The 23,809-nt window shown below is 49.6% G+C and carries 22 protein-coding genes and 1 pseudogene; 2 read left to right on the forward strand and 21 right to left on the reverse strand.

From position 1 onward, the window contains the following. Positions 1 to 231: 231 nt before the first annotated feature. From TX85_RS09030 to TX85_RS09060, 8 genes are all read right to left on the reverse strand, one after another. The gene (locus tag TX85_RS09030; protein ID WP_044479935.1) at positions 232 to 1,026 is read right to left on the reverse strand and encodes a TIGR01457 family HAD-type hydrolase; all 795 of its coding nucleotides are present in this window, start codon (positions 1,024 to 1,026) and stop codon (positions 232 to 234) included. Between the two features lie 222 nt (positions 1,027 to 1,248). Further along, entirely contained in the window at positions 1,249 to 2,178 is a 930-nt protein-coding gene (gene rnz, locus TX85_RS09035; RefSeq protein WP_044478770.1) for a ribonuclease Z, read from the reverse strand. Between the two features lie 82 nt (positions 2,179 to 2,260). After that, on the reverse strand, positions 2,261 to 5,698 hold the full coding sequence (gene metH / locus TX85_RS09040) for a methionine synthase (RefSeq protein ID WP_044478772.1): 3,438 nt from the start codon (positions 5,696 to 5,698) through the stop codon (positions 2,261 to 2,263). Positions 5,699 to 5,924: 226 nt separating this feature from the next. Continuing rightward, positions 5,925 to 6,344: a FixH family protein gene (locus TX85_RS09045; RefSeq protein ID WP_044478773.1), complete on the reverse strand. Its 420-nt coding sequence runs from the start codon at positions 6,342 to 6,344 to the stop codon at positions 5,925 to 5,927. A gap of 52 nt (positions 6,345 to 6,396) precedes the next feature. Next, positions 6,397 to 7,191, reverse strand: a complete 795-nt coding sequence (locus TX85_RS09050; protein ID WP_044478775.1) for an HAD family hydrolase — start codon at positions 7,189 to 7,191, stop codon at positions 6,397 to 6,399. A 32-nt stretch (positions 7,192 to 7,223) separates the two neighbouring features. After that, positions 7,224 to 7,763, reverse strand: a complete 540-nt coding sequence (locus tag TX85_RS09055; RefSeq protein WP_044478776.1) for a hypothetical protein — start codon at positions 7,761 to 7,763, stop codon at positions 7,224 to 7,226. A gap of 44 nt (positions 7,764 to 7,807) precedes the next feature. Then, positions 7,808 to 7,981: a DUF896 domain-containing protein gene (locus TX85_RS25820; RefSeq protein WP_071784176.1), complete on the reverse strand. Its 174-nt coding sequence runs from the start codon at positions 7,979 to 7,981 to the stop codon at positions 7,808 to 7,810. Between the two features lie 177 nt (positions 7,982 to 8,158). Next, positions 8,159 to 8,413, reverse strand: a complete 255-nt coding sequence (locus TX85_RS09060) for a LysM peptidoglycan-binding domain-containing protein (protein ID WP_049894884.1) — start codon at positions 8,411 to 8,413, stop codon at positions 8,159 to 8,161. Between the two features lie 292 nt (positions 8,414 to 8,705). Between TX85_RS09060 and lexA the strand changes: the two genes are divergently transcribed. After that, the gene (gene lexA, locus TX85_RS09065; protein ID WP_044478777.1) at positions 8,706 to 9,332 is read left to right on the forward strand and encodes a transcriptional repressor LexA; all 627 of its coding nucleotides are present in this window, start codon (positions 8,706 to 8,708) and stop codon (positions 9,330 to 9,332) included. A gap of 576 nt (positions 9,333 to 9,908) precedes the next feature. Here the strand turns inward: lexA and TX85_RS09070 are convergent. Further along, a complete protein-coding gene (locus TX85_RS09070; RefSeq protein ID WP_199558825.1) occupies positions 9,909 to 10,256 on the reverse strand; it encodes a hypothetical protein in 348 nt (115 codons plus the stop codon). A gap of 364 nt (positions 10,257 to 10,620) precedes the next feature. On the opposite strand from TX85_RS09070, the gene TX85_RS09075 reads away from it, so the two are divergent. Further along, positions 10,621 to 10,917, forward strand: coding sequence for a hypothetical protein (locus TX85_RS09075; protein WP_148444354.1), 297 nt, complete (start codon positions 10,621 to 10,623; stop codon positions 10,915 to 10,917). A 54-nt stretch (positions 10,918 to 10,971) separates the two neighbouring features. Here TX85_RS09075 and glnA read toward each other — a convergent pair whose 3' ends face one another. The 12 genes and pseudogenes from glnA to TX85_RS27485 form a co-directional block, all read right to left on the reverse strand. Next, entirely contained in the window at positions 10,972 to 12,300 is a 1,329-nt protein-coding gene (gene glnA / locus TX85_RS09080; protein WP_044478779.1) for a type I glutamate--ammonia ligase, read from the reverse strand. 18 nt (positions 12,301 to 12,318) lie between these two features. Beyond that, positions 12,319 to 12,732, reverse strand: a complete 414-nt coding sequence (locus TX85_RS09085) for a MerR family transcriptional regulator (protein WP_044478780.1) — start codon at positions 12,730 to 12,732, stop codon at positions 12,319 to 12,321. Positions 12,733 to 12,870: 138 nt separating this feature from the next. Then, positions 12,871 to 14,136, reverse strand: coding sequence for a methionine gamma-lyase family protein (locus tag TX85_RS09090; RefSeq protein ID WP_044478781.1), 1,266 nt, complete (start codon positions 14,134 to 14,136; stop codon positions 12,871 to 12,873). A 44-nt stretch (positions 14,137 to 14,180) separates the two neighbouring features. After that, the gene (gene hflX / locus TX85_RS09095; protein WP_044478783.1) at positions 14,181 to 15,491 is read right to left on the reverse strand and encodes a GTPase HflX; all 1,311 of its coding nucleotides are present in this window, start codon (positions 15,489 to 15,491) and stop codon (positions 14,181 to 14,183) included. Positions 15,492 to 15,505: 14 nt separating this feature from the next. Continuing rightward, positions 15,506 to 16,495 (reverse strand): AAA family ATPase, encoded by a 990-nt coding sequence (locus tag TX85_RS09100; RefSeq protein ID WP_044478784.1) that lies wholly within the window; start codon positions 16,493 to 16,495, stop codon positions 15,506 to 15,508. 113 nt (positions 16,496 to 16,608) lie between these two features. Continuing rightward, complete coding sequence (locus TX85_RS09105; protein WP_233500668.1) at positions 16,609 to 17,226, reverse strand: YdcF family protein; 618 nt, start codon at positions 17,224 to 17,226, stop codon at positions 16,609 to 16,611. A 37-nt stretch (positions 17,227 to 17,263) separates the two neighbouring features. Further along, on the reverse strand, positions 17,264 to 17,842 hold the full coding sequence (locus TX85_RS09110; protein WP_044478787.1) for a DUF402 domain-containing protein: 579 nt from the start codon (positions 17,840 to 17,842) through the stop codon (positions 17,264 to 17,266). Positions 17,843 to 17,995: 153 nt separating this feature from the next. Beyond that, positions 17,996 to 20,626: a transglycosylase domain-containing protein gene (locus TX85_RS09115; protein ID WP_044478788.1), complete on the reverse strand. Its 2,631-nt coding sequence runs from the start codon at positions 20,624 to 20,626 to the stop codon at positions 17,996 to 17,998. Positions 20,627 to 20,795: 169 nt separating this feature from the next. Next, positions 20,796 to 21,035, reverse strand: a complete 240-nt coding sequence (gene hfq, locus TX85_RS09120; RefSeq protein WP_044478789.1) for an RNA chaperone Hfq — start codon at positions 21,033 to 21,035, stop codon at positions 20,796 to 20,798. A 25-nt stretch (positions 21,036 to 21,060) separates the two neighbouring features. After that, complete coding sequence (gene miaA, locus TX85_RS09125; RefSeq protein WP_044478790.1) at positions 21,061 to 22,035, reverse strand: tRNA (adenosine(37)-N6)-dimethylallyltransferase MiaA; 975 nt, start codon at positions 22,033 to 22,035, stop codon at positions 21,061 to 21,063. Beyond that, on the reverse strand, positions 22,019 to 22,804 hold the full coding sequence (locus TX85_RS09130) for a class I SAM-dependent methyltransferase (RefSeq protein ID WP_044478792.1): 786 nt from the start codon (positions 22,802 to 22,804) through the stop codon (positions 22,019 to 22,021). Before TX85_RS09130 ends, miaA begins: the two co-directional genes overlap by 17 nt. A 279-nt stretch (positions 22,805 to 23,083) precedes the next feature. Further along, positions 23,084 to 23,809 (reverse strand): annotated as a pseudogene (locus TX85_RS27485) (DNA mismatch repair endonuclease MutL); the annotation flags it as partial.

Genomic DNA, 23,809 nt, shown 5'->3' on the forward strand with positions numbered 1-23,809 from the left:
CGTGTGAAGTGTTCTTACGATCGCTGTTGCTCGCGGATTTCTCTGATTGAACTAAGCCATCACAAGGTAGAAATCCACTCACAAAGGCGAACGCTTACGCTTCTTCAGCACACTTCACACTTAAGCCCTTTCTACGTGGCTCTTATAGCTCAACTTATATAGCGTTGCATTTACATCTACATTGAACCAAATGATTTTAAGTTGGGGCAACGTGTGAAGTGTTCTCAATTCTTAGAATGCACCAGTGATGCTCTGACGCAATTCATGCAAATCACGGTAAATCAGATCCGGCTGTACTCCCGCATCAGCAATAAAGCTCTGGAGATTCGCGTCGGTTGTAAGTCCGGTAAGTACAAGTATGGTTCCGCATCCGGCTTGCACGCCTGCAGATATGTCGGTCAGCATATTATCGCCGACAACCGCAACCTCTGCCGGGCTGAATCCCAAACGATCGATCGCATGCTTCATCAGAATCCCCGAGGGCTTGCCGATGACAACCGGCTTGCAGCCGGCAGCTGCTTGAATCGCGGCTGACAGGGTTCCTGCCCCCGGCATCAGCCCGCCATTCGCAGGGAGCAAGAGATCCGGGTTGGTTAACACATACTTGGCTCCATTTCTGATCCAGCCTGCCGCATTTGCAAGCTTGTTATATGTAAAAGAAAGATCGATCCCTTGCACTACCACTTCAGGATCATCCTCCACAAGCCTCAATCCGGCATCCGCCAGCGCGCTGGACAATCCCTGTTCGCCGATATAAGCGACCCGGCATCCAGGCTGTTCCTCCGCTATATATTCAGCTGCCGCCACAGCCGAGGTGCATACGTGATCCGCCTTGGCAGGAATCCCCATGGAGGATAACCGCTCGGCAACCTCTTCCGGCGTCTTTGAAGAGTTGTTCGTTACAAAGAGATACGGGATCGAAGCCTGCTGAAGTCCCGCTATCAAAATATCTGCTCCATCAATCATACGATTTCCATGATATAAAGTTCCATCAAGATCAATCAGATAAGCTTTCCATCGCATCATGGCCATGTTCATTTATTCGCCCTCTGTTCTCTATTGTACCTATAAATACAAAGAGCAGGCAAATTCCTCCAATTGCTTATTTCCAAAAACTATTTTATTTCCAAAACAATTTAAATCAGCCTAGATTTTGTCGAATGCGCTCAAGAACAGTCCAAATGGCAAATTTAGAGCCTGCCAACCTTGGTAGGAACTGTCATTTCCTGCGCTTTCCCGGAAAATATTTTATTCTCCTCGAAGGACCGGGTACAGCTCATGCTCCTGAGCCAGATAGGAGTCCGGAAAAACTTCTCTTGCCTCAGAAAGCAGTTGTTGCAGTTGATGCTCATATTTGTAACGCGAGCTAAAGTGGGTAAGATACAAGCTTTTACATTCACTTTGCTTGGCAACCTCGGCGGCTTGACGCGCCGTACTGTGATGATAAGTATAAGCTGTCTCAGCCAGATCATGCATGAAGGTCGCTTCATGCACTAATACATCCGCTCTATCTGCAAGCGGTTGCTCGGCCGGACAAGGGCGCGTATCTCCGAGGATGGTCACGATTCTTCCACGCTTCGGTTCTCCTAGCACATCCTCAGGACGCAGAATGGTCCCGTCCGCTGTCTGTATACTCTCCCCTCGCTTCAATTGACCATAGAGAGGCCCCGGTGAGATGCCATGCTTGGCCAGAAGCTCCTGGTTCAGCTTGCCGGGCTGGCTCTTCTCCACGATTCGGTAGCCGTAGCTGTCAATCCGATGATCCAGCTTGGCAGACTCCACCCGGAACGAGGCATCCTCAAATAAGCTGCCCCCTTCATGCTCTACGATCTCCAGTTTGTAATTAATTCTGGATTCGCTGAGCTCGAGCACAGTATTCACAAACCGTTTGACCCCTGGAGGTCCAAACAGTACGAGCGGCGTATCTCCCCCCTGATAGGCCCTGCTGGACAATAATCCGGGCAGGCCAAACAGATGGTCACCGTGCAAATGAGTGATAAAGATAAATTCAAGCTTGCTCAGCTTTAACGGTGACCGCAAAATCTGATGCTGTGTCGCCTCGCCGCAGTCGAATAGCCAGAAGCTTCTCCGCTTATCAAACAATCTTAACGCTAGCGAAGTTACATTTCTCTCCAAAGAAGGCACTCCGGCATTGGTTCCCATAAAGTACAGATCCATAATTCGCCTCCATCTCATTCCCGGGAATCACCCGCATTGTCAAAACCCTCCGAGATCTCGGAGGGTTCCTGGAACGGGGATTCTAAGCTTTGTCGACATTAAAGTACTGCGCTTCAGGATGCGCGAAGACCATCGCCGTGACCGAGGCCTCCGGCTCCATCATGAAGCCGTCAGTAAGCTGTATTCCGATGTCTTCCGGCTTCATCAGCTCAAATAGCGGCTGCTGATATTCCAGATCCGGACAAGCCGGATAGCCGTAAGACACTCGAATACCTTGATATCGGGCACCATGCCGCTGCTTCATCGTCATTTCAGGCGAATCCGGAAAGCCCCAGATATCGCGCATGATATGATGGACCCGTTCTGCAAGCGCCTCTGCCGTCTCCAAAGCAACGGCTTGAAGAGCATGTGATCGCAAGTAATCGCCGTTCTGCTTCCATTGCTCCGACTGCTCGCTGATACCTTGACCTGCTGTAACAACGAGGAAGCCTACGTAATCCATAACCCCGCTCTCAACCGATTTAAGGAAATCCGCAAGACACAGGAAGGGCTCGACCCGTTGTCTTGGGAAGGTAAAGGTGTGAAGCACACGAGAAGGATCTGCAGGGTCATAGACCAGAATATCATCTCCCCGTGACTGTGCAGGGAAGAAACGGTACATCGCTTGTGCCTTTATCGTACCGTGCTGCACGGCCGATTGCAAAATAGAATCGACAGTTTCTTTCAGCTGCGTTGCCTTCTCATCGCCGGAAGCCAGCAGCTGCTCCACGGAGCCTCGCAAGCCGAGGTGATGGCCCAGCAGCATTTGCATATTAATGTACGGAATAATGTGATCAATCGGATAGTCCCGAAGCACGTGGCGATCGAGATCCGGCGGGATATACACCGGGGCATCCGGAGAGATGCTTGATCTCAGCGCACGGGTCAGCGTCGGCAACGGTTGAACAGGCTTCTGGACCGCATCCGCCTCGAGCTCCTTAATCTGTTCCTGCCGGATCAGCTCCCGGCGGGAAGGATCCATCAATTGGTTCGCCAGATCAAGCCCGTCCATTGCATCCTTCGCATACAACACCATGCCTTCATATTCTGGCCGAATTCTTGTTCTAGTAAATTTACGGGTCAGGGCGGCACCGCCAACCAAAATCGGGACATCGATGCCTGCCGTCCGCAAATCTTGTGCGGTTGTAACCATCTGCTGGGCAGACTTCACCAGCAGTCCGGACAAGCCGATTGCATCCGGCTTCTCTTCCCGGCAGGATTCAATGATCCGTTCCGGTGGTACTTTTATACCCAAATTGATGATTCTGTAACCGTTATTGGATAGAATAATCTCCACCAGATTTTTGCCGATGTCATGCACGTCGCCTTTAACGGTAGCCAGCAAAATCTTCCCTTTTACCGAGCTTTCATTCTTCTCCATATGAGGCTCCAGGAAGCCTACCGAGGCCTTCATCACCTCTGCGCTCTGCAGCACTTCGGCCACGATCAGTTCATTCTTATTGAACAACCGGCCTACTTCCTCCATCCCGGCCATCAAGGGACCGTTTATGACCTCCAGCGCAGAGTATTTGCCCAGCGCTTCCTCCAAATCCGGAATCAGGCCTTCCTTCGAGCCTTCAACAACATAAGACGCCAGGCGCTCTTCCAGGCTCAGGAGGACTGCCTTTTCTTTCTTCTCCGTCTTCTTATTGCGGAATGCAGCAACAAAGGCGGCCAATGTCTCATCATTTGTATTGTAGATTAATTCTTCAGCAAGTCTGCGTTCTTCCTCCGGAATCGAGGCATAGCGTTCCAGCTTCTCGGTATTGACGATGGCATAATCAAGACCCGCCTTGGTGCACTCATACAGGAATACAGAGTTAAGCACCTCGCGTCCTGCCTCCGGAAGCCCGAACGAGACATTACTGATCCCAAGCACGGTCTGGCAAGCAGGAAGCTCCTGTTTAATCAGCCTGATTCCTTCAATCGTCTCTTTCGCTGAACCGAGGTATTGCTCATCCCCCGTGCCAACAGGGAAAACAAGCGGATCGAAGATCAGGTTTTCCGCTTGAAGACCATATTTGTGCACAAGCAGATCATGAGACCGCTTGGCAACCTCCAGCTTGTCCATCCGTTTGATTGCTTGTCCCCGCTCATCTATGGTTCCTACGACAACCGAAGCGCCATATTTGTGAATCAGAGGAGTAACATGCTCAAACTTTTCTTCCCCATCTTCAAGATTAATGGAGTTAATAATCGATTTCCCCTGGCTGTAGCTCAAGGCTAAATCCAGCACCTTAGGGTCGGTGGTATCGATCATCAGCGGTACCTTCACTTTTTTAGCAACCAGTTCAAGGAACTTCTTGATGTCTTCGGCTTCATCCCGGTCCGGGTCCTGAACGCATACGTCAATGACCTGTGCGCCGCTCTTTACCTGGGCTCTGGCAATCTCGGAAGCTTCCTCATATTTGCCTTCCACGATTAAGCGTTTGAATTTGCGCGAACCCAGAACATTCGTTCTCTCTCCGACCATATAAGGCCGATTGTCGCTCTCAATATATACCGGATCAATTCCGGATATGGCAGGCAAATGATTGCCGGTTAACGGCCGCGGAGGATACGCCTTCAATTGCTCAGCCATCGCCCGGATATGAGCAGGGGTTGTGCCGCAGCAGCCTCCGGCAATATTCAGCCAGCCCTGCTCGGCAAACCCAGCCATTTTCTTGGCAAGCGAATCCGGAGACTCATGGTAATTTCCGTTTTCATCAGGCAAACCGGCATTTGGATAACAGCTCACCCCTGCCTTCGCCATTTCGGACAAGGTACGTAAATGGTCGCGCATAAATTCCGGCCCAGTCGCACAATTCAAACCTACCGAAATCGGCTTGAGATGCTCAAGCGAAATATAGAAGGCCTCGATATTTTGACCGGCAAGGGTTGTCCCCATCGGCTCAATCGTACCCGAGATCATGAGCGGCAGAGTTTTCCCTGTCTTCGTATACGCATTACGTATCCCGATGCTTCCTGCTTTTACATTCAATGTGTCCTGAGATGTCTCAAGCAACAGTGCATCAACACCCGCATCAATCAGAGCAGTCGCCTGCTCTTCATAGGTGTCGATCAATTCCTGAAACGTAACTCCTCCGGTAACAGACAGTGTCTTTGTCGTAGGTCCCATCGCGCCAACCACATATCTGGGGTGCTCAGGCGTGCTATATTTGTCCGCAGCTGCCACAGCCAATTTAGCTGCCGCAAGGTTAATTTCGCGCGAGCGATCCTGCAGGTCATATTCCGCCAGAACCACCGAGGTTGCCCCGAAGGTATTCGTCTCAATTAGATCAGCGCCCGCCTCAAGGTACTGTTCATGTATGTTCTGAATCAGCTCAGGTCGTGTAAGCACGAGAATTTCATTACATCCGTCCAGCTCTTCACCGCCGAAATCCTCGCTACCCAGATTCTCCTGCTGGATCATGGTACCCATAGCCCCATCAAGTATTAATATTCGTTCTTTCATCATCATTTCCAAGCTAGGTTTACTCATGATCAATCCCTCCCGTAAAACGTTATGTTTTAGTTTAGCAGAAGCAAGCCGTTAAGAAAAGGGATAATCTTCTTGAGCTTAGCAGTTGCTCGTTTCATTAAGTGTAGTAATCCTATTTATTTAGTATAGTTAGATATTTCCGAACATTAATTAAATAGATTCTAAAAATCGTTCGAATGTTTGAAAGCATAAGAAAAGAGCGCTTTGCAGGCGCTCCTCAAACAGCTTATTCATTCACAATGAATGTCTCCGAAGGCATGGAATGCTGATCCAATGCCGTAACATGGGAAGTCACTTCATACTCCCCGGCTTCATCAAGGGATGTCTCCCACACATAAAGGCCCTCTCCCGAACTCGATACCGTTTCCATGACGCTTTCATCAGTCGATCCGTCTGTTCTGACTAATTCAAACATAACCTCTTTCGCATCATCCACAGGCTGATCCTGATACGTCACTTTTGCCTCAAACCTGATGCTTTCCCCGACCTTAACCTCGCCCGGAATGACGGTCAACTCCACCAGAATCGCCTCTGTCACACCGACGGAAGCCTGGTTATACGGATCCTGTTTGTTTCCGCAGCCCCCAAGGAGAAGGATTAAAGCGCATAATGCCGGCAGCAATAATCTCTGTAGACATATTTTCATCCTTCTTTCCCCTCCTTTATTTTGATCATCAAGGTAATATCCTGTTCATGACTTAAGAATGAGACTCAATAATAGTATGCAGTTCTGACAAGTGCTCAATTTCATGGTGCGGAACGATCTCATCGGTGCGCGCCTTATGCTCACGGTTCACCCATACCGTTGTCATTCCGGCCCCAAGTCCGCCGCAAATATCTGTTGTCAGCTTATCTCCGACCATCAGACACTCATCTGCATTCAGCTCCAGTTTCTCCAATGCGTGCTCAAAGATCGTCAGATCCGGTTTTCCTTTTCCGAAAGATCCCGAAATCACAATATGATCAAAATAGGGCGCCAGCTCAGGCACGCCGTTAATCTTCTCTTGCTGCAGCGCCGGACATCCGTTCGTCAACAGAAGCAGCTTAACCTTCCCCTTCAACTCGTCAAGAATGTGGAAGGTCTCTTCGTACACGTGAGGGCGGCTGCGGCGTTCCCGTCCAAACAGGTCAGCGAGTTCTCCGGCAAGCCTCTCATCATCCACACCAAGCGATAACAAACCTCGACGCCACGATTCCTTGCGATAGACCGGGGCCAGCTGCTCCAGCTTGCGAAATTCCGGCTGTTCTCCCGCCGAAAAGGTAGCCCACAAGCCTTCGAACGGATTAATGCCGATCATTTTTGTGAATGGGAATGTCTCATAAGACTCGTACAACTCTCTGGCTTCTCTGCGTACAGCTTCCTCCAGCTTAACCGGATCGGTTCCGGCGGCCTCCTGTGCCTTCAGACAGGTTGCCTCAAAAGCTTCACGGACGCTGCGATCATCCCATAACAATGTATCGTCCAAGTCAAAACATACGGCCTTAATCGTCATTCCACTTGCACTCCTTGCTTAGATCTATTTTTTTATTCCGTTTCAAATGCTACATGGTGTACTTTTGCATATTGCTCCAAGTGAGCAGCCATGGCTTGAGTATCAAACAGATTGCGGCTGCGGGAGAATACCCAGTTTACGTCCTTGCTCTTAGGAACAATCGTGATTTTGCTGCGGTTCTTGCTCACTTTGATCTTGCTGATATTGTTCGCTTCAATGATCTTGTCCCGGTTGTACTTGGAAGTGTAGAGCCAGTTTCTGTCGATTCTCAGATAGGGTCTTCTAAGGAAAATCATCAGAGCCAGCAGCAGGTACAAGACGATCGTCAGCCAGAAAATAGTAGAACTTAGCTCAGCCGTGTTTCCGACCGTTCCGATCACGCCATACAGTACGGCCAAGAGCGCCAATACGACAGGCAGAATAATCTTGCGGCCCTTAAAAATCTCACCATCCCCCTTTGGGCCAAGCGCGGTTCGGGGATCCCTGTTCGATCTGGCCTTTACAGCAGGCCCCTTCCCACTTTTGTACATCTTCTTTTGATTCCGTTCCACTTTCCGGTCAAACGATCCCATTCTTGCTCCTCCTAGTTCAATGATGAAGTCAATGTTGCTTTGCTTTATTTATCCACAATTTCGATGGATTCCAGCTGCTGCCGGAAATTTCTCCGGACATTTTGCAGATAAACCTCACGCAGATGCGCTCTTTCCAGCTTTTCATCTTCCGTTAAGCCCTCGGAATTATTCTTCCGGGCCAGTTCGTTGATTCGTTGAATCAAAGCATCTATATCCATGGTGTCCCTCCTGACATCTAGTAGAAAAAAATAATACAACAATCTTACTTTGACATGAGAAAAAGAGCTTGTCAAGGCAAGTCACCCTTGAGTCAAGCTCTTTCTGGGAAGCAATGAAATTGCTGTAAATCCGAACTCATGATATAGAATAAATGCGTTACCAGTCCATAGGGCTGATCAAGGCATTTTCAAGGTATCGCCAACCCGGATATTACTTGAATGTAAGTCGTTAAACCGCTTGATTCTCTCTACATAGACACGCGTATCCTCGCTTGCAGGCTTATGAGCCAAGGCAATCTCCCAAAGTGTATCCCCTCCATGAACAACAACCACCGTAGCAGATTCCTGTTTATTCGAAGGACTGTCAGATGAAGCAAATGCAGAAACGACCCCGGTTCCCGTGACGCTTAGAAGTAAAAGAAACAGGACCAATTTTACAGCCCCCTTTCCCCATGTCTACATACAGGATTCAAGGAAGGAAGCCGACGGAGCCGATTCGGGTGTCTCATAGATACTTTTATATGTAGTGTATTTTAACATTATTCTCATCCTCCAAACAAATGTTCTCGTTCTTGTTTTTTAATATAACACGAACACTTGTTTGATTCAATACTTTTCAGAACAATTGTTCCCTTTATTTTTATTTTAATTTAGAACTTATGTTTGTACGAACGGCAGTTCTATGTTATAATTTTCCCAAACGTTACTAATGGGGGATATTGAAATGTCCAAGGTGTCCAGCCGTCAACAGGCAATACTAGAATTTATCCGCAACGAGGTCCGTATGAAAGGCTACCCTCCCTCCGTCCGTGAGATCGGGGAAGCTGTTGGACTGGCATCCAGCTCGACCGTTCATGGTCATCTTGACCGCCTGGAGAAGAAAGGTCTGATCCGACGGGATCCTACCAAACCGAGAGCCATTGAAATACTCGGCCAAGAGGATGAGGATGGACTGGCTTTATTCACACATAGCATTGCCCGTGTTCCTGTCGTAGGCAAGGTAACAGCCGGTGTTCCTATCACGGCTACCGAGAATATCGAAGACTACTTCCCGCTTCCGCAGCATTACGGGGAAGAAGGAGAAGTATTTATGTTGTCCGTGGTGGGTGACAGCATGATCGAGGCTGGCATACATAGCGGAGACTTTGTCATCGTCAAGCAACAGCAGACCGCCAACAACGGAGATATTGTCGTTGCCATGAATGAAGATGATGAAGCTACCGTCAAGACCTTCTATAAAGAGAAGGATCATATCCGCCTTCAACCCGAGAACCCGACCATGGAGCCTATTCGCTTGAAGCAGGTTACCATCTTGGGCAAAGTTATCGGCCTGTTCCGGGATTTGCACTGATTGTTGATACTGTATGTAGGAAAAGACGCCTTAGGGCGTCTTTTTGAATGCAGAAAAACTCCTTTTGAGGATGAGGAAGTTTGTCTGTACATGTGGGACCTTGCGCATAGGTTTGGTCGTCTTTGACAATAAAAAGGGGTCTCGGCCCTTTTTTAAGTAACGTTAACTTGTATAAAAACGAATAGAACAAAGTAGATAAACGTAAAAAACCCAATGGGAATCTTTGTTTTCATGCAAATCTTTTTAATAACTCTTCCCAAATACGGGTTCACATACTCATACATTAATACAATTGCGACAAATTGAATCCCTGCGGCAAAAACAACACTATGAACAATACTCATTAAAAAATCATTTAGTTTGCTTTTTAACCAGTAGTTAACTCCTAACTTGATTCCCTTATTCCTATCGTTCCTTCGACAAGTAAGAAACTTATTTGCGAGGATACAAGTAATCCTTTGATTTGGGCCCTATATTGCAGGAGTAATTTCTCACTCTTATCCTCCCTGCAAAAAAACGCAAATGCTTATTTCGTAATCCACTCAAGGGGATCGGCCGGTTCCAATGTTCCGTAATTTATCGGCGTGGCCTCTCCTGTTCTGGATTAGTTGGTTGGTCAATTTGATACAAATATCCGTTTTTTCCGTATCTGCCGTGTTTACTTTGGTCGTAGCGTTCGCTACCCATACAAATATTGACGGCTTTTAATGCAATCGCCGCTTCCTGACTTTCCTCGAAAATCTCATGTTCCCATATAAATTCACATTCGATATTTAAAAAACACTCTTTGATTTGCGGCACATTAACCTTTGAGGCTTTCTCCGCCGTTAAGCCAGAGGCGGTGATTTCATCCGTTTCAAACTGATTGTTGCCAATTGTTTTAATGCAACGGTCATAAATATATTTTGAAGGAAAGTTTAACAAGGAGGAGTATCTTTGGATTTGCTAACGGACATTTTGAACTATTAGCCGACTTTTTCGCACATTTTTGGAGGGTAACGGACATTTTCGGCATTTAGAACGCTCATAAGGCTCTGATTCACGCAACTCACCTATCTTAGCAGCCAAAATGTCCGTTACATTTCTGGCTTCATCCATAGTGGCCTTTAAGGAGACGTAATGTCCGTTAAACCAAGCACTTCTCCGGAGCAAATGTATCGATTGCGATGCTTGCATGCTGACTGCATTGTTGCTTGAATTGCTCTAGTTACAACGCATCAGTCAAGCTCGAAAAAAAGGATATCGTCCTGTTAAGCGTGTTCGTATATTGTTATACTTCGTTGACGGATTGAGTATTCCTAAAATTGCTGAGCTCATAAATGTCACGATGCCTAAATTCAACCATTGTGTGGATAAAGCATTAAAACAAGGTACCCCAGCAGTGCTTCAAAAGGAACAACGTTCAGGTCAACCGTCAAAAAATGTCTGTTTTTTCAGAATGGCTGAGTTTTTTGCGAATCTAACTGCACTCTATACAGCTATTTTTAAATGCAGAGCGAAAGTTCAGAAATTAGGTGGCACCTTTGTTCCCTTTACCCGCATAGCGGCTGGTTTTCTGTTTCACACGCTTCGCGTGCTCAACTAGCTAAAGCCGCAATAAAAAATCCCCCGAAGCCATCGGCCTCGGGGGATTTCTCGATTAATACAAAGTCATATATTGATCTCTTTCCCAGTTGTGAACTTGCGTGCGGAAGATATCCCACTCAATTTCCTTCAATTCGAAGAAGTGGGTCAGGGCATGATCGCCGAGCGCTTCCGTAATGACCTCATTGCGGATCAATTCGTTAATCGCTTCCTTCAGGTCAACCGGCAAGCTAGGGATTCCCTCTTCGATTCTTTCCTCTTCGGACATTACATAGATGTTGCGATCCACCGGATCCACCAGCGGAAGCTTGTTCTTAATGCCGTCCAGGCCTGCCTTCAGCATAACCGCCAAAGCAAGGTAAGGGTTCGCAGCAGGATCCGGATTACGAACCTCAATCCGTGTGCTCAGTCCGCGCGATGCAGGAATACGAATCATTGGGCTGCGGTTGCTGGAGGACCAGGCAACATAGCAAGGTGCTTCATAACCAGGAACCAAACGCTTATAAGAGTTGACGGTCGGATTAGTGATCGCCGCAAATGCACGAGCATGCTTCAGAACACCCGCCATGTAATGGCGAGCCTCTTGACTCAGTCCCAGCGCATCGCTTTCCTCGTAGAATGCATTTACATTGCCGCGGAACAACGACTGGTGACAGTGCATGCCCGAACCGCTAACGCCAAACAGCGGCTTCGGCATAAATGTCGCATGCAGTCCATGCTGACGGGCAATGGTCTTTACAACCAGCTTGAAGGTTTGAATTTGGTCTGCAGCTTTAACCGCATTTGCATATTTAAAATCAATTTCGTGCTGACCAGGGGCAACTTCATGGTGAGACGCTTCGATTTCAAAGCCCATCTCTTCCAGAGTCAATACGATTTCACGACGGCAGTTCTCGCCAAGATCCGTAGGAGCAAGGTCAAAGTACCCGCCCTGGTCATTCAGTTCCATGGTTGGATTGCCTTTTTCATCCGTCTTGAACAGGAAGAATTCCGGCTCAGGACCCACATTCATGGAAGTGTAGCCCATTTCCTCAGCTTCACGCAGTACGCGCTTCAGAATCCCGCGAGGATCGCCGGCAAAGGGAGTGCCGTCCGGCATATACACATCACAGATCAGACGAGCAACGCGGTCTTCTGCTACCCAAGGAAATACAACCCAAGTATCCAGATCCGGGAAAAGATACATATCGGATTCTTCAATGCGTACATACCCTTCAATGGATGAACCGTCAAACATCATCTTGTTATCAAGCGCCTTTTCCAGCTGGCTCACCGGGATTTCAACGTTCTTGATCGTACCGAGCAGATCCGTGAACTGCAAGCGGATAAAGCGAACATTCTCTTCTTTGGCAATACGTATAATATCTTCTCTAGTGTAACCCAAACCAATCTCTCCCCATGTTTATAATTTGAAAAAGCTGGACAGTTCTCCCTGGATCAACGATACCTGACCCGGCCGTGTTCCTCCAGTTAATAACTGCTGCTTTAACATCCGGTACAGTTGGGAATCAGACATTTCCTTCCGCTTCACTTCGGTATCCTTCGTAATTACGGTAGCCTCTTGAGAATCCTTGGTCATCGGGTTCATCACCTGCTTGATGCCGGCAATGTTAACCCCTTTATCAATAAGACCCTTGATCTCCAACAAGCGTTCCACATCGTTAAACGAGAACAATCGCTGATTGCCGGATGTGCGTGCGGGAACGATTAATTGATGCTGCTCGTAATAACGAATTTGCCTAGCCGTTAAATCCGTGAGCTTCATTACAATTCCAATCGGAAACAAGGCCATATTTCTGCGAATTTCGTCACTCATCGCTCTCAACCTTCCAGTTAGATAATCATGTTATTATTCTATGTAAAGTATCCTGACATGTCAATACTTATGTGAGATTAACTTACAAAAAGAAGCACCTCCCGAATTTATCAGAAAGGTACTTCTTTTTCAAATCTATTAGCCGGAAACCTCTAATAACTTACGTTCCAGCATTAATTGCAGCGCGGTTAAAATACCGAATTTCACATGAGAATAGGTGAGTCCGCCTTGCATATAAGCAATATAAGGCTCGCGGATCGGGGCATCTGCCGACAGCTCAAGGCTCCCGCCTTGAATAAAGGTACCGGCGGCCATGATGACCGGATGCTCATAGCCGGGCATATCCCATGCTTCCGGCACCACATGCCCATCCACGGCTGCAGCTCGCTGTATCCCCTGAACGAAGGCAACTAGTTGCTCTTCACGCCCAAAGGAAATGGCCTGAATCAAATCGGTGCGCTTGGCATCCCAAGCCGGACGACTCAAGAACCCCGCCTTGGCAAATACAGCTGCAGCCAAAATGCTTCCCTTCACAGCTTGTCCGACCATCACCGGAGCAAGAAACAGTCCTTGGTAGATGCCGCGGGTCGTGCCCAGCATAGCGCCAACCTCTCCGCCAATTCCAGGCGCCGTCAATCGATAAGCAGCCAATTCTACCAGCTTCGCTTTGCCGCAAATATAACCTCCGGTCTCCGCCAAGCCTCCGCCGGGATTTTTGATTAGTGAGCCTGCGATCAGGTCAGCTCCTACCTGGGTTGGCTCCAGTTCCTCCGTGAACTCGCCGTAGCAGTTATCGACAAACACAATACAATCAGGATGCAGACGCTTTACTCTGGCAACCATTTCCCCGATCTCGGCAACGGAGAAGGAATCCCGCCAATCGTAGCCGCGGGAGCGCTGGATTCCGATGACCTTGGTGCGATCGGTTATCTTGTCACCGACGCTATCCCAATCTACGGTGCCATCGGCAAGCAGCGGAACTTCATCATAATTGATTCCGAAATCCTGAAGCGATCCGGTGCCATCGCCCGGCGTACCAATTACCTTGTGCAAGGTATCATAAGGTGTTCCTGAAATGTACAAGAGTCCGTCACCAGGACGAAGCACCCCGAATAGCGCTGTGGCAATCGTATGCGTCCCGGAAGCAAAATGCGGGCGCACAAGCGCGGCCTCCGCACCGAACACCTCGGCATAGACCAGGTCAAGAACTTCCCTTCCACGGTCATTGTATGCATAACCGGTCGATCCGGCGAAATGAAAGTCGCTGACCTGAAACTTCTGGAAAGCCTCGATCACCTTCCATTGATTCAAATCGGCGACCCGGTCCATCTCGCGAAACCTGTCCGTCACCTGCTCCTCCGCCTCTTGAACCCAGCGGACAATCTCTTCTGAAAATGCTGCCATGTTGATAATCCCTCTCCCATTCAAATTAAAACCAACTAAAAGACTTAATGCTTCATGGGCTCTCCCTGATCCTCTGTAGCAAACGGAGCCAGCAAGTAAGCATATTTATCATATTCCCCCCGGCTGACATCAATCGAATAAATGGTATCCGTTTCATCATACCGGTGATTTACGACTTGTCCAATCCTGTACAAAACCGGCGTCAAATCTCCCCTTGCTGCGGGAATCCGGAAGGTACGGAGCCCGGCTGACAGTGATTCCTGCACCGCTTCACGGATACGGTCCATATCATCCGCATTCAAGGCGCTTACCTTCAGATAGACGCTGCCGCCATGCAGCATCTCCTTCTGCCGTTCTTCACAGAGATCCATTTTATTATAGAGCACAAGCTGCGGCTTTCCTCCCGCTCCCAGCTCATGAAGAATGCGGTCCACTACCTTTTGCTGCTCATCTCGCATAGAGGACGATGCGTCGATGACATGCAGAATCAGATCAGCCTCATTGACCTCCTCCAGCGTCGCCCGGAAGGCTGCCACCAGATCATGCGGAAGATTCTGAATAAAGCCAACGGTATCGGTTAGCACCACTTCTCTGCCCCCGGGCAGTTCCATCGTTCGCGAGGTTGGATCCAGCGTAGCAAACAGCCTGTTCTCAATCAATACATCCGCATCTGTTAACGCTTTTAATAAAGTCGATTTCCCCGCATTGGTGTAGCCCACCAGCGCGACCTGGACAATCCCGGTTTCCTTTCTTCTGGAACGGTGCAGTTGACGATGCCGGGTTACTTCATGAAGCTGCCGCTTCAGTTCCCCGATTCGTCTGCGAATATGCCGTCTGTCGGTCTCCAGTTTGCTCTCACCGGGACCTCGCGTTCCGATACCGCCGCCCAACCGGGACAGATTCTTGCCATGACCGGACAGTCTCGGCAGCAAATAGGTCAACTGAGCCAGCTCTACCTGGATGATCCCCTCCCGGGTTCTGGCACGCTGTGCAAAAATGTCCAGGATCAGCTGAGTACGGTCGATAATCCGCACATCAAGCAGCTGTTCCAGATTGCGCACCTGCGCTCCAGACAGCTCTTGATCGAATATCGCCGTATTCGCTTCCTGCTCCAGAAGCAACTCCTTCAATTCCATGGCCTTGCCTTTCCCCAGCAAAAAACGGGGGTCCGGCCTGTCCCGATACTGAACAATCTGCCCGGTAACCTCTACCCCTGCCGTATCAGCCAGTTGAATCAGTTCCTCCAGTGAATTTTCCGGGGAGATCCCTTCCTTTTTCATATCCGGTGTGATCAGACTGGCTACAACCGCCCGATCGGGTTCCATCGTCCTGGTCTCATAGGTTAGTCTTGACATGACTTGATAAGCCCTCATTTCTTCTCTAGCTTCAAATCCTCAGTTCGAATCGTCATCAGCTCCAGCTTGCCCGGTGATCCGCCGCTGTATTGCTGAAGCAGCCTGACAGCCTGCTGGCGGATAGACCGCTCAATCACATTGCGGACATATCTGGCATTGCTGAATAGATGTTCCGTCTCACTTTTCTCGTGAAGCAAATGCTGCTTAATTTTGAGTATCGCCTGAGGCATCAAAATATAATCCCGTTCCTTAACCATTCCTTCAGCAATTTGAATTAATTGATCGATCGAGTAATCCGGAAAATCCATCTGAATCGGAAAACGGGAGGGCAGACCTGGATTTGTAGCCAGAAAGAAATCCATTTCATCGGAATACCCAGCCAAAATCAAGATGAATTGATTCTTCTGATCCTCCATCGCTTTTACAAGCGTATCTATCGCTTCCTTGCCGAAATCCTTTTCTCCGCCGCGAGCCAGGCTATAGGCTTCATCAATGAACAAAATGCCGCCAAGCGCCTTTTTGACCAGGTCTCTCGTCTTCTGTGCGGTATGTCCGATATATTCGCCGACAAGATCCGCTCTCTCCACCTCGATCAAATGTCCCTTGCTGAGAACTCCCATCCGCTGAAACATTTTGGCCACGATTCTTGCTACCGTAGTCTTTCCTGTTCCCGGGTTCCCCTTAAACACCATATGAAACACCTGAGGATCTGAAAGCAGACCTGCCTCTGAGCGCATTGCCGCAATTTGCAGCAGAGCAAATATCTCAAACATGAATTCCTTAATATGATCCAGACCAACTAGGCCGTCTAATTCCTTTTGAAGCTCGTGAAACAGGTTTTGCTGCTGCGAATTGCCCTTGGCCCCCGCGACCTGCTGCCCCTCACTCTCTTGTGTCTGAGGCTGGGATACAACCGGAGGCTCGGAACTTCGAAGAATGACATTGATCTGTCTTGAAGGTCGCTCTTCAGGAAATCCGTTTCTGGCCACAACACGTCCTGACATCTATGGATCACCTCTAACCAATGGAATAGCTTATAGAGAGTTTGTTCAAAAGGCGATTTTTGAACACGCTTATAGAATGTATTCTCTCTTCTGCTCCGTTATTAGAAGTTTTGCTATTTCCAGCCCAAAGCGAGTCTGATCTGATCCATCTTCCACTTCGTGTAAGCCAAGACCTCCCGCAGGACAGTCTGATTAGGCTTCAGAACCTTCGTCTCCGTTAAGGATAGTCCCGGGCGATCATAATTCAGCACCTCTGCAATCTCATAGGCCCGGTTTCCATGATAGGTATGTGTGATAATGATTGATGATTTCAGGCCATGCTCCTCCATGATCTCCTGGCTGAACAACAAATTCTCATAGGTGCTTGTTGCTTCATTCTCCAGCAACAGCGCGTCCTCGGGGACGCCCTGTGAGATCAGAAAGTTCGCCATACCTTCTGCCTCTGTATACTTGTATTCCGGCTTATCCAGTCCGCCGGTCAGTATGATTTTTTCAAACCTGCCTGCTTCATAATCTGCCAACGCCTGATTGAGACGCTCCTGCAATCCGGGACTCGGCGTATCTCCCCACATAGAGGCTCCAAGCACGATCCCTGCATCGGCTGGCTCCTGGTCATATCTGCTGATTGCCGGATTCCGGTCTATACTGCCGATTTGATACAGGCAAAATACGATCCACAGCAATCCGGCCAGCACACAGCACACAAGAAAAAGCAGGAGACGTCTACGCAACCTGCTTGTCCTCCGCCTAGATCCCCTTGCAACCGGACTAATCCGATAATCCATCTTTACCTCCCGCTCGCGGTGAACCCAACTCAAGAACAAGTCTCTTGAAGTCCTCCAGAGACATCGAAAAATAGGGGAACCGATGAGCGCGGATCTCCCCAAGCAGCTCGCGAGCTGTCTCTGTCGCCAGGTCATAATCTTTCACCGTAATCAAGCCTCTGCCTAAAGCATCGTCAAGCTCATCCTCATCCAGCAGGAAGACCTCTCCATTTCGAAGCACTACAATATCCAGATACAAATCATCGAACCAGGGCACGCCTTGATCCGTAACCCCCTGGGTTTTGCATACATCAATATACCATTCCACAATCTCGCCTTGATTATCAAACATCGCAGTAACGATAAAGTGTGCCCCCTTCGGATAATACTGGAGCCAGGTGTAGCCCTTGTCGGCAATACGGAACGTATGCCCTCCATAGGTTTTCCAGAGGGGGTCTCTCAAGGCATGGATATTATACAGCGTTATGTAGCCTGTAAATGCTTCGCTTTCCACATATTTGGATTTGAACTGGCGCTGGGTTATGCGCCGCCAATTCGCACGGTCTCCGAATTTTCTCTTCATAGGCTGATCCCTTTCAACACAATGTATAATCAGCTTACCATATTTGATAGGGAGTCTCAAAAATGAAATTTGGAATTCATAGGTTGTCATAAAAAAACAGGCATCAGCTTGAAAGCCGATGCCCTGTTCTACTTATGCCTATAGCGAAAGTGATCATCCGCCGGTATTCGGATCTACTTGCACCTGGGCAGCCGGATCATCTCCGCTCTGTCCTTCCTGTACCGGTGCTTCTGCATCTCCACTGCCCGGAGGCTCCTCTGAGCCCCCGTCAGGATTACCACCGCCTTGTTCCTGATCAGGATTCTGGCCGTTCGGATTTCCATTGCCGCCGTTATCGCCATTGCTCGGACCATTTCCATTGCCATGACCGTTGCCATTGCCATTGCCGGGACCACTTCCATTGTTGTTTCCATTCCCTTGTCCCGGTCCAGTACCCTGGCCATTGCCGCCTTCCTGTCCGGTGTCATTCCCCGAACCCGGATCAACAATGGTACCATCGTCAGGGTCGATATCGTCCATTGGCGGATCATCCGCCACAATCAGCACCTGTGCGATATTGGACGGATCGCTCTCCTCGTCATTCGCTGGGTCATAAGCCGTTACATAGTATTCATAACCGGAACCAACCTCTGCTGCAATATCCTCTGCAGACGTTGCTTGGGTCTCGTAATACAATGCAAAATCCATCTCCGTAAGCGCTCTGCGGTACAGGCGATATACCGCCCCCTCGGTGTCCACACCATCCCAGGTCAGGGCAATAATACCTGTATCCTGATTGTAAGAAGCGGACAGGTTAGCAGGATTCAGGACCAGTTCTTCTTCCGGCTCAACCGGCTCCAGATTTGCCGGCACCGGGAAGTCCTTCACAGGCACTCCAGCCAAAGCCTCTTTCATAATCGTTGCGAACAGACTAGCAGCCTGGCCGCTACTGCCGTTGAGCAGATGATTTTTATCAGGCTGATCGTAGCCCATCCAGATCGATGCGGTCCATTCCGGCGTATAGCCTACGAACCAGACATCTCTGTTCTTGCTGCTCTTAAGTCCGCTGATTCCGTGCTGCGTTGTTCCCGTCTTGCCGGCTACAGGACGGTCGATCTTGGCCCGTTTCCCTGTTCCGTCATTGATAACATTCTGCAGCATGCTCGTCATATAGTAAGCGGTCTGTTCGGAAATCACCCGCTTGGTCTTCGGAGCATTGTATTTGTATTTCTCTACACCGTCATGATCCTGAATCGACTTGATGGAGTAAGGCTCATTGTAATTGCCCCCATTAGCAAATACGCTGAAGGCTCCTGCCATCTCAAGGGTATTCGTACCATAGGTAAGTCCGCCCAGCGCAATCGCAAGATTGCGGTCGTCCTTATCCATCGTAATCCCCATATCCGTAGCCATCTTCAAGCCTGCGCCAACGCCCACCTCATTAAGAAGCCAGACCGACGGGATATTTTCCGATTTCGTCAATGCAGTAGTCATATCAATCGTTTTGGAATAACCGTGCAGGTTTTTCGGACAATAGTCTCCGAAGCACTGCTTCTCATTACTGATCAGAGAGTTCGGTTTGAACTTGCCGCTCTCGAGTGCAGGCGCATAGGAGACTATCGGCTTGAACGTGGACCCCGGCTGACGCCGGCTTGTTACCCGGCTGAAGCCCTTCCGTTCATAATCGCGGCCGCCCAGCAGGGCGATCAGACTTCCGTTCTCATGATTCTGAATAACAATGGATGCCTGCACCTGCTGATCGTCGACGCTCTTTTCAAAGAAATCGTCATTGGCAAAGGCCTTCTCTACAGCCTTTTGTGCTTGAATATCCATCGTCGTATAGATTTTATAGCCGCCGCGGTTCAATTGGTCTTCCGTCAACCCGAACTTATCTTCGGCTTCCTTCACCACATAATCCATAAACGCCTGATAGCTGCCGCTTTTGTCCGGTGCTACATAGGTGTAATCCACCGCTTTGGCCTGATCTCGCTCTGCTGCAGTAATATAACCCTCCTGGTACATCAGCTCCAGGACGACAGCGCGCCGCTGCTTGGACTGCTCGGGATTGGAGACCGGGTTATAAATGGACGGGCCTTTAGGAATTGCCGCCAAAGTCGCTATCTCCCACAGCTCAAGCTCGTTCAGATCGCTCTCCCCGAAGTAGCGCTGGGAGGCCGCCTTGATACCGTAGGACTTCTGACCGAAGAAAATCCGGTTTAAATACATCGTCAAGATTTCATCCTTCGTATTGTGCCGCTCCAAGGCCATGGCAATCGACATTTCTGTCGCCTTCCGGAAGAAGGTCTTATCAAAGTCCAGGAACATATTTTTAGCTAATTGCTGGGTGATGGTACTGCCCCCTTCTACAAGCGAGCGCGCCATAATATCCTTGACCGCAGCCCGGCCGATCGCCCACAGATCGATCCCGTTATGCTCGTCGAAGCGGCGGTCCTCAGTCGCCTTGAACGCATCCTTCACTAATTCAGGGATATCTTCCTCCTCCACAGGCTCGCTCCGGTTGACCGACAGCTCACCCATCAATTTGCCGGTTCGGTCATAAACCTTGGAGGTCTCGTAAATAAACAGCTTATCCTGATTCTCGGCCAGAATCTTCTCGCCGCTGACCGTAATGTACATATAGCCTGCAATCGCACAGAAAATCGCAAAGGCAATCGTGAAGAACGAGGTCCACAACAGCTTTTTTGCTGTGATCCGCTTCTTTTTCTTTTTCTGTCCTTTGGAAGCCCCTTGCTTTTGCGCCGGCTTGCTGCTTCTCTCCAGTCTGGAAGTTCTCTTGTCTGGCATGGATTGTTGACTCCCTTCTTACCGATCTTTCGATCTTCTCTCTATTTTACTTAAACTGCGAGCATTACATTGAATTGGCCCCGGAAAGAAAAGAACAACCTCTCTCAGGTTGCTCCACTCTTCTTCCTATACACTTAAACGTCTTGCAATTTAAAAAGTTTCAGATGCCTTATGCATCATTTTGGGATTCTTGCATCAGGGACACGTTGCGCTGCGGCTGGAAAGTCGAAATCGCATGCTTGTACACCATTTGTTGACGGCCGTCACTGTCGATGACGATGATATAGTTGTCAAATGCCTTGATTGTCCCTCTGATCTGGAAACCGTTCGTCAGAAACACCGTAACAGGAATACTCTCTTTGCGCATTTGATTCAGGAATGTATCTTGGATATTAATGGACTTGTTCATTAGCCGTACCCCCAATAGGAATCATTTAGTGTTTAGAATTATATTCAAGATCTGATGAAAACTTTCCTGCTATTATAGCCTGTGCATCCTTGAAAATTGACTGAAAATTTTGGCCGTCCCCCACATCGATCCAGGAAATATCCTTCATATGGCGGAACCAGGATAACTGCCGCTTGGCAAAATGACGGGTATCCCGCTTTAATTTGTACACCGCGGCCTCCAGTGGAACTTCATCCTCCAGATGCTCGACGATTTCCTTGTAGCCAAGACCCTGCATGGATACCGTATCCCGTGGAACGCCTCTCTCCAGAAGCTGGCGAACCTCTTCAACCAGTCCTGAAGCGACCATTTCGTCAATACGCTGTTCAATACGGTTATATAGCATTTGACGGTCCATTGTCAAACCGATGAGGCAGAGCTCATATGGCGATTCCTTCTTCTGTCGCTCCAGACTGGCGGATAACGGTTCGCCTGCAACATGGAATACCTCAAGAGCCCGGATCACCCGCCGGATATCATTCGGATGCAGCCGCTCAGCGGATTTCGGATCGACCTCGGCGAGCTTGGCATGGAGCGCCTCCGGTCCCTCCAGCTCATAAATCTGCTGCTGCCGGGCCCTGAACTCTTCGTCGGCAGAAGCCTCAGTGAACTGAAAGCCATAGCAGACCGACTCAATATACAGGCCTGTACCGCCTACTATAAAGGGCAGGCGGCCTCTGGCATGGATCTCCGGAATCAATTGCCCGCACCATTCCTGAAACAGCGCGACCGAGAAAGGTTCGTCCGGCTCCAGCACATCAATCAGGTGGTGAGGAACTCCCTGCATTTCTTCACGGGTTATTTTGGCGGTTCCGATATCCATTCCCCGGTACACCTGCATGGAATCCCCGGAAATAATCTCACAGGAGAACGCCTTGGCCAGCTCAATGCTCAGCCTTGTCTTGCCTACCGCTGTCGGACCAAGTAAGACCACCAGCTTCGGTTTATCCAATGTTGTCAAGCTCAATCACTCCGTACACAATTTTGGCCTGGGAACGGCGGCAGATCGTGAAGCCCAAACGCTCGAATTCGCCGCTGTCCTTCTTCTCCTTCAGCATGACGACCTTGCGCGCTACCCGGCAAGCCTCCTGAACAGCTTCCTGGCTAAGACAGCTAGTATTCGCAAATGCTCTCAGCGGGGAGATCGCTGACGATTCCGCCACCGGATCCCGGAACATGGGATCAAAGTAGACAACATCGGCGCTCTTGTCCGGCAGCCCCTTTAAGACTCCCAGGTGATCGCTGCGCAGCAGCTTGATCCGCCGAAGCGCCTCATCAAACTCTTTTACCCCGGATACATAGTTAGCAAAACCTTCATGCAGCAAACTCCACAGCGGAAGGGATTGCTCGAGCGCAAGGACCTGTCCGGCAGCTCCGGCTCCCAGCGAAAATATCGCCGAATCCGAGCCTAGCCCGGCAGTGCAATCGACCACGGAATCGCCCGGCAGCAGCTTTGCCGCCTCCAGCATCGGATCGCGCTCCCCGCGCAGGACCCGCTTCGCACGGACAAAAGACATGCTGGGATGAAAGTGCATATCCTCCTCATCCTGCCGATACAGCCTTGCTCCTCCTTCGAGGACCACCAATATGTCCCCATCTCCCGTTTGAAGGCTCATCTTTGCAAGAGAGGTTCTGTTCCTAGGAAGATAGCGAACGCCTGTCTTGGCTGCAAGGCTCTCGGCTCTTCTCACAGTTGCCTGGGCCGGATGGTCTCCTGTTGTTATAATCACTAGCGCTCGTTCCCCCGTTCTCTGTAGGTGATCAAAAGAGGACTTTTTGAACTACCTCTTTACATGCGTGTTCAAAAAGATAGCTTTTCAGCGCCGAGAAGGTTGCGAGAACCCGAAGAAGGAGGAACGGAGTGTAGGCAAAACCTACATGAGCGAAATGCTTCCAAAGGAAGCATACCTCGTAAGCATCCGCTTGGACTTCGAGGGTGAACGCAAGATTCGATGTCGAATCAACCTCTCGTAACACTTCGTGATCAAAAGATAACTTTTTGAACTTCCTTACATGACCCGCTTGAATAATTTTTCCAGATCATAGTTACTGAAGGAAATAACAATCGGCCGCCCGTGAGGGCAGGTATAAGGCTGCTTGCAGCTAGCCAAGCGGGCAAGCAGGGTGACGGCTTCCTCATTTGTCAGCTTTTGATTCGCTTTGATCGAGGCCTTGCAGGAGACCATGATGGATGATTTCTCCCGAAGCTTGGCTAAATCCAATTGCCGTTCATTCAACACCCACTCCGCCATCTCGGTTATGATCGAGGCCTCTTCCCCCTCTGGAAACCAGTAAGGATAGGCTGCGACGCGAAAAGTTCCGCCTCCAAAGGGCTCAAGAATCACACCCGCCTGCTCAAACCAGCTTAGGCGCTCCTTCAGCTTCTCCGCCTCTGCCGGCGTAAATTCAAGCGTCAAAGGCAGCAGCAGCTCCTGGGACGCATCGGCCGGTTTGCCGAATTTCTCGTAGTAATATTCGTAATTCACCCGCTCATGGGCGGCATGCTGATCGATCAAGTACAGCCCCTGCTCATCTTGAGCGATCAGGTAAGTGCCATGGTGCTGCCCGATCAGGGTCAGCTCCGGAAAGGCCGGCAGCTCCGGCGATGCTTCCGGAGCGCTATACAGCGCGTCGGCATCGGCAGGCCGCGCCGGCTGTGCCGCCGCCCCGCGCGAAGCGGGCGGCGCAAAGCCCGGCTGCGCGGCTCCGCCTGCGCTGCCGGCAAAGCTGCCCGG

Origin of the sequence: Paenibacillus antibioticophila, from assembly GCF_000455265.1 — a bacterium.
Classification (GTDB): domain Bacteria; phylum Bacillota; class Bacilli; order Paenibacillales; family Paenibacillaceae; genus Fontibacillus; species Fontibacillus antibioticophila.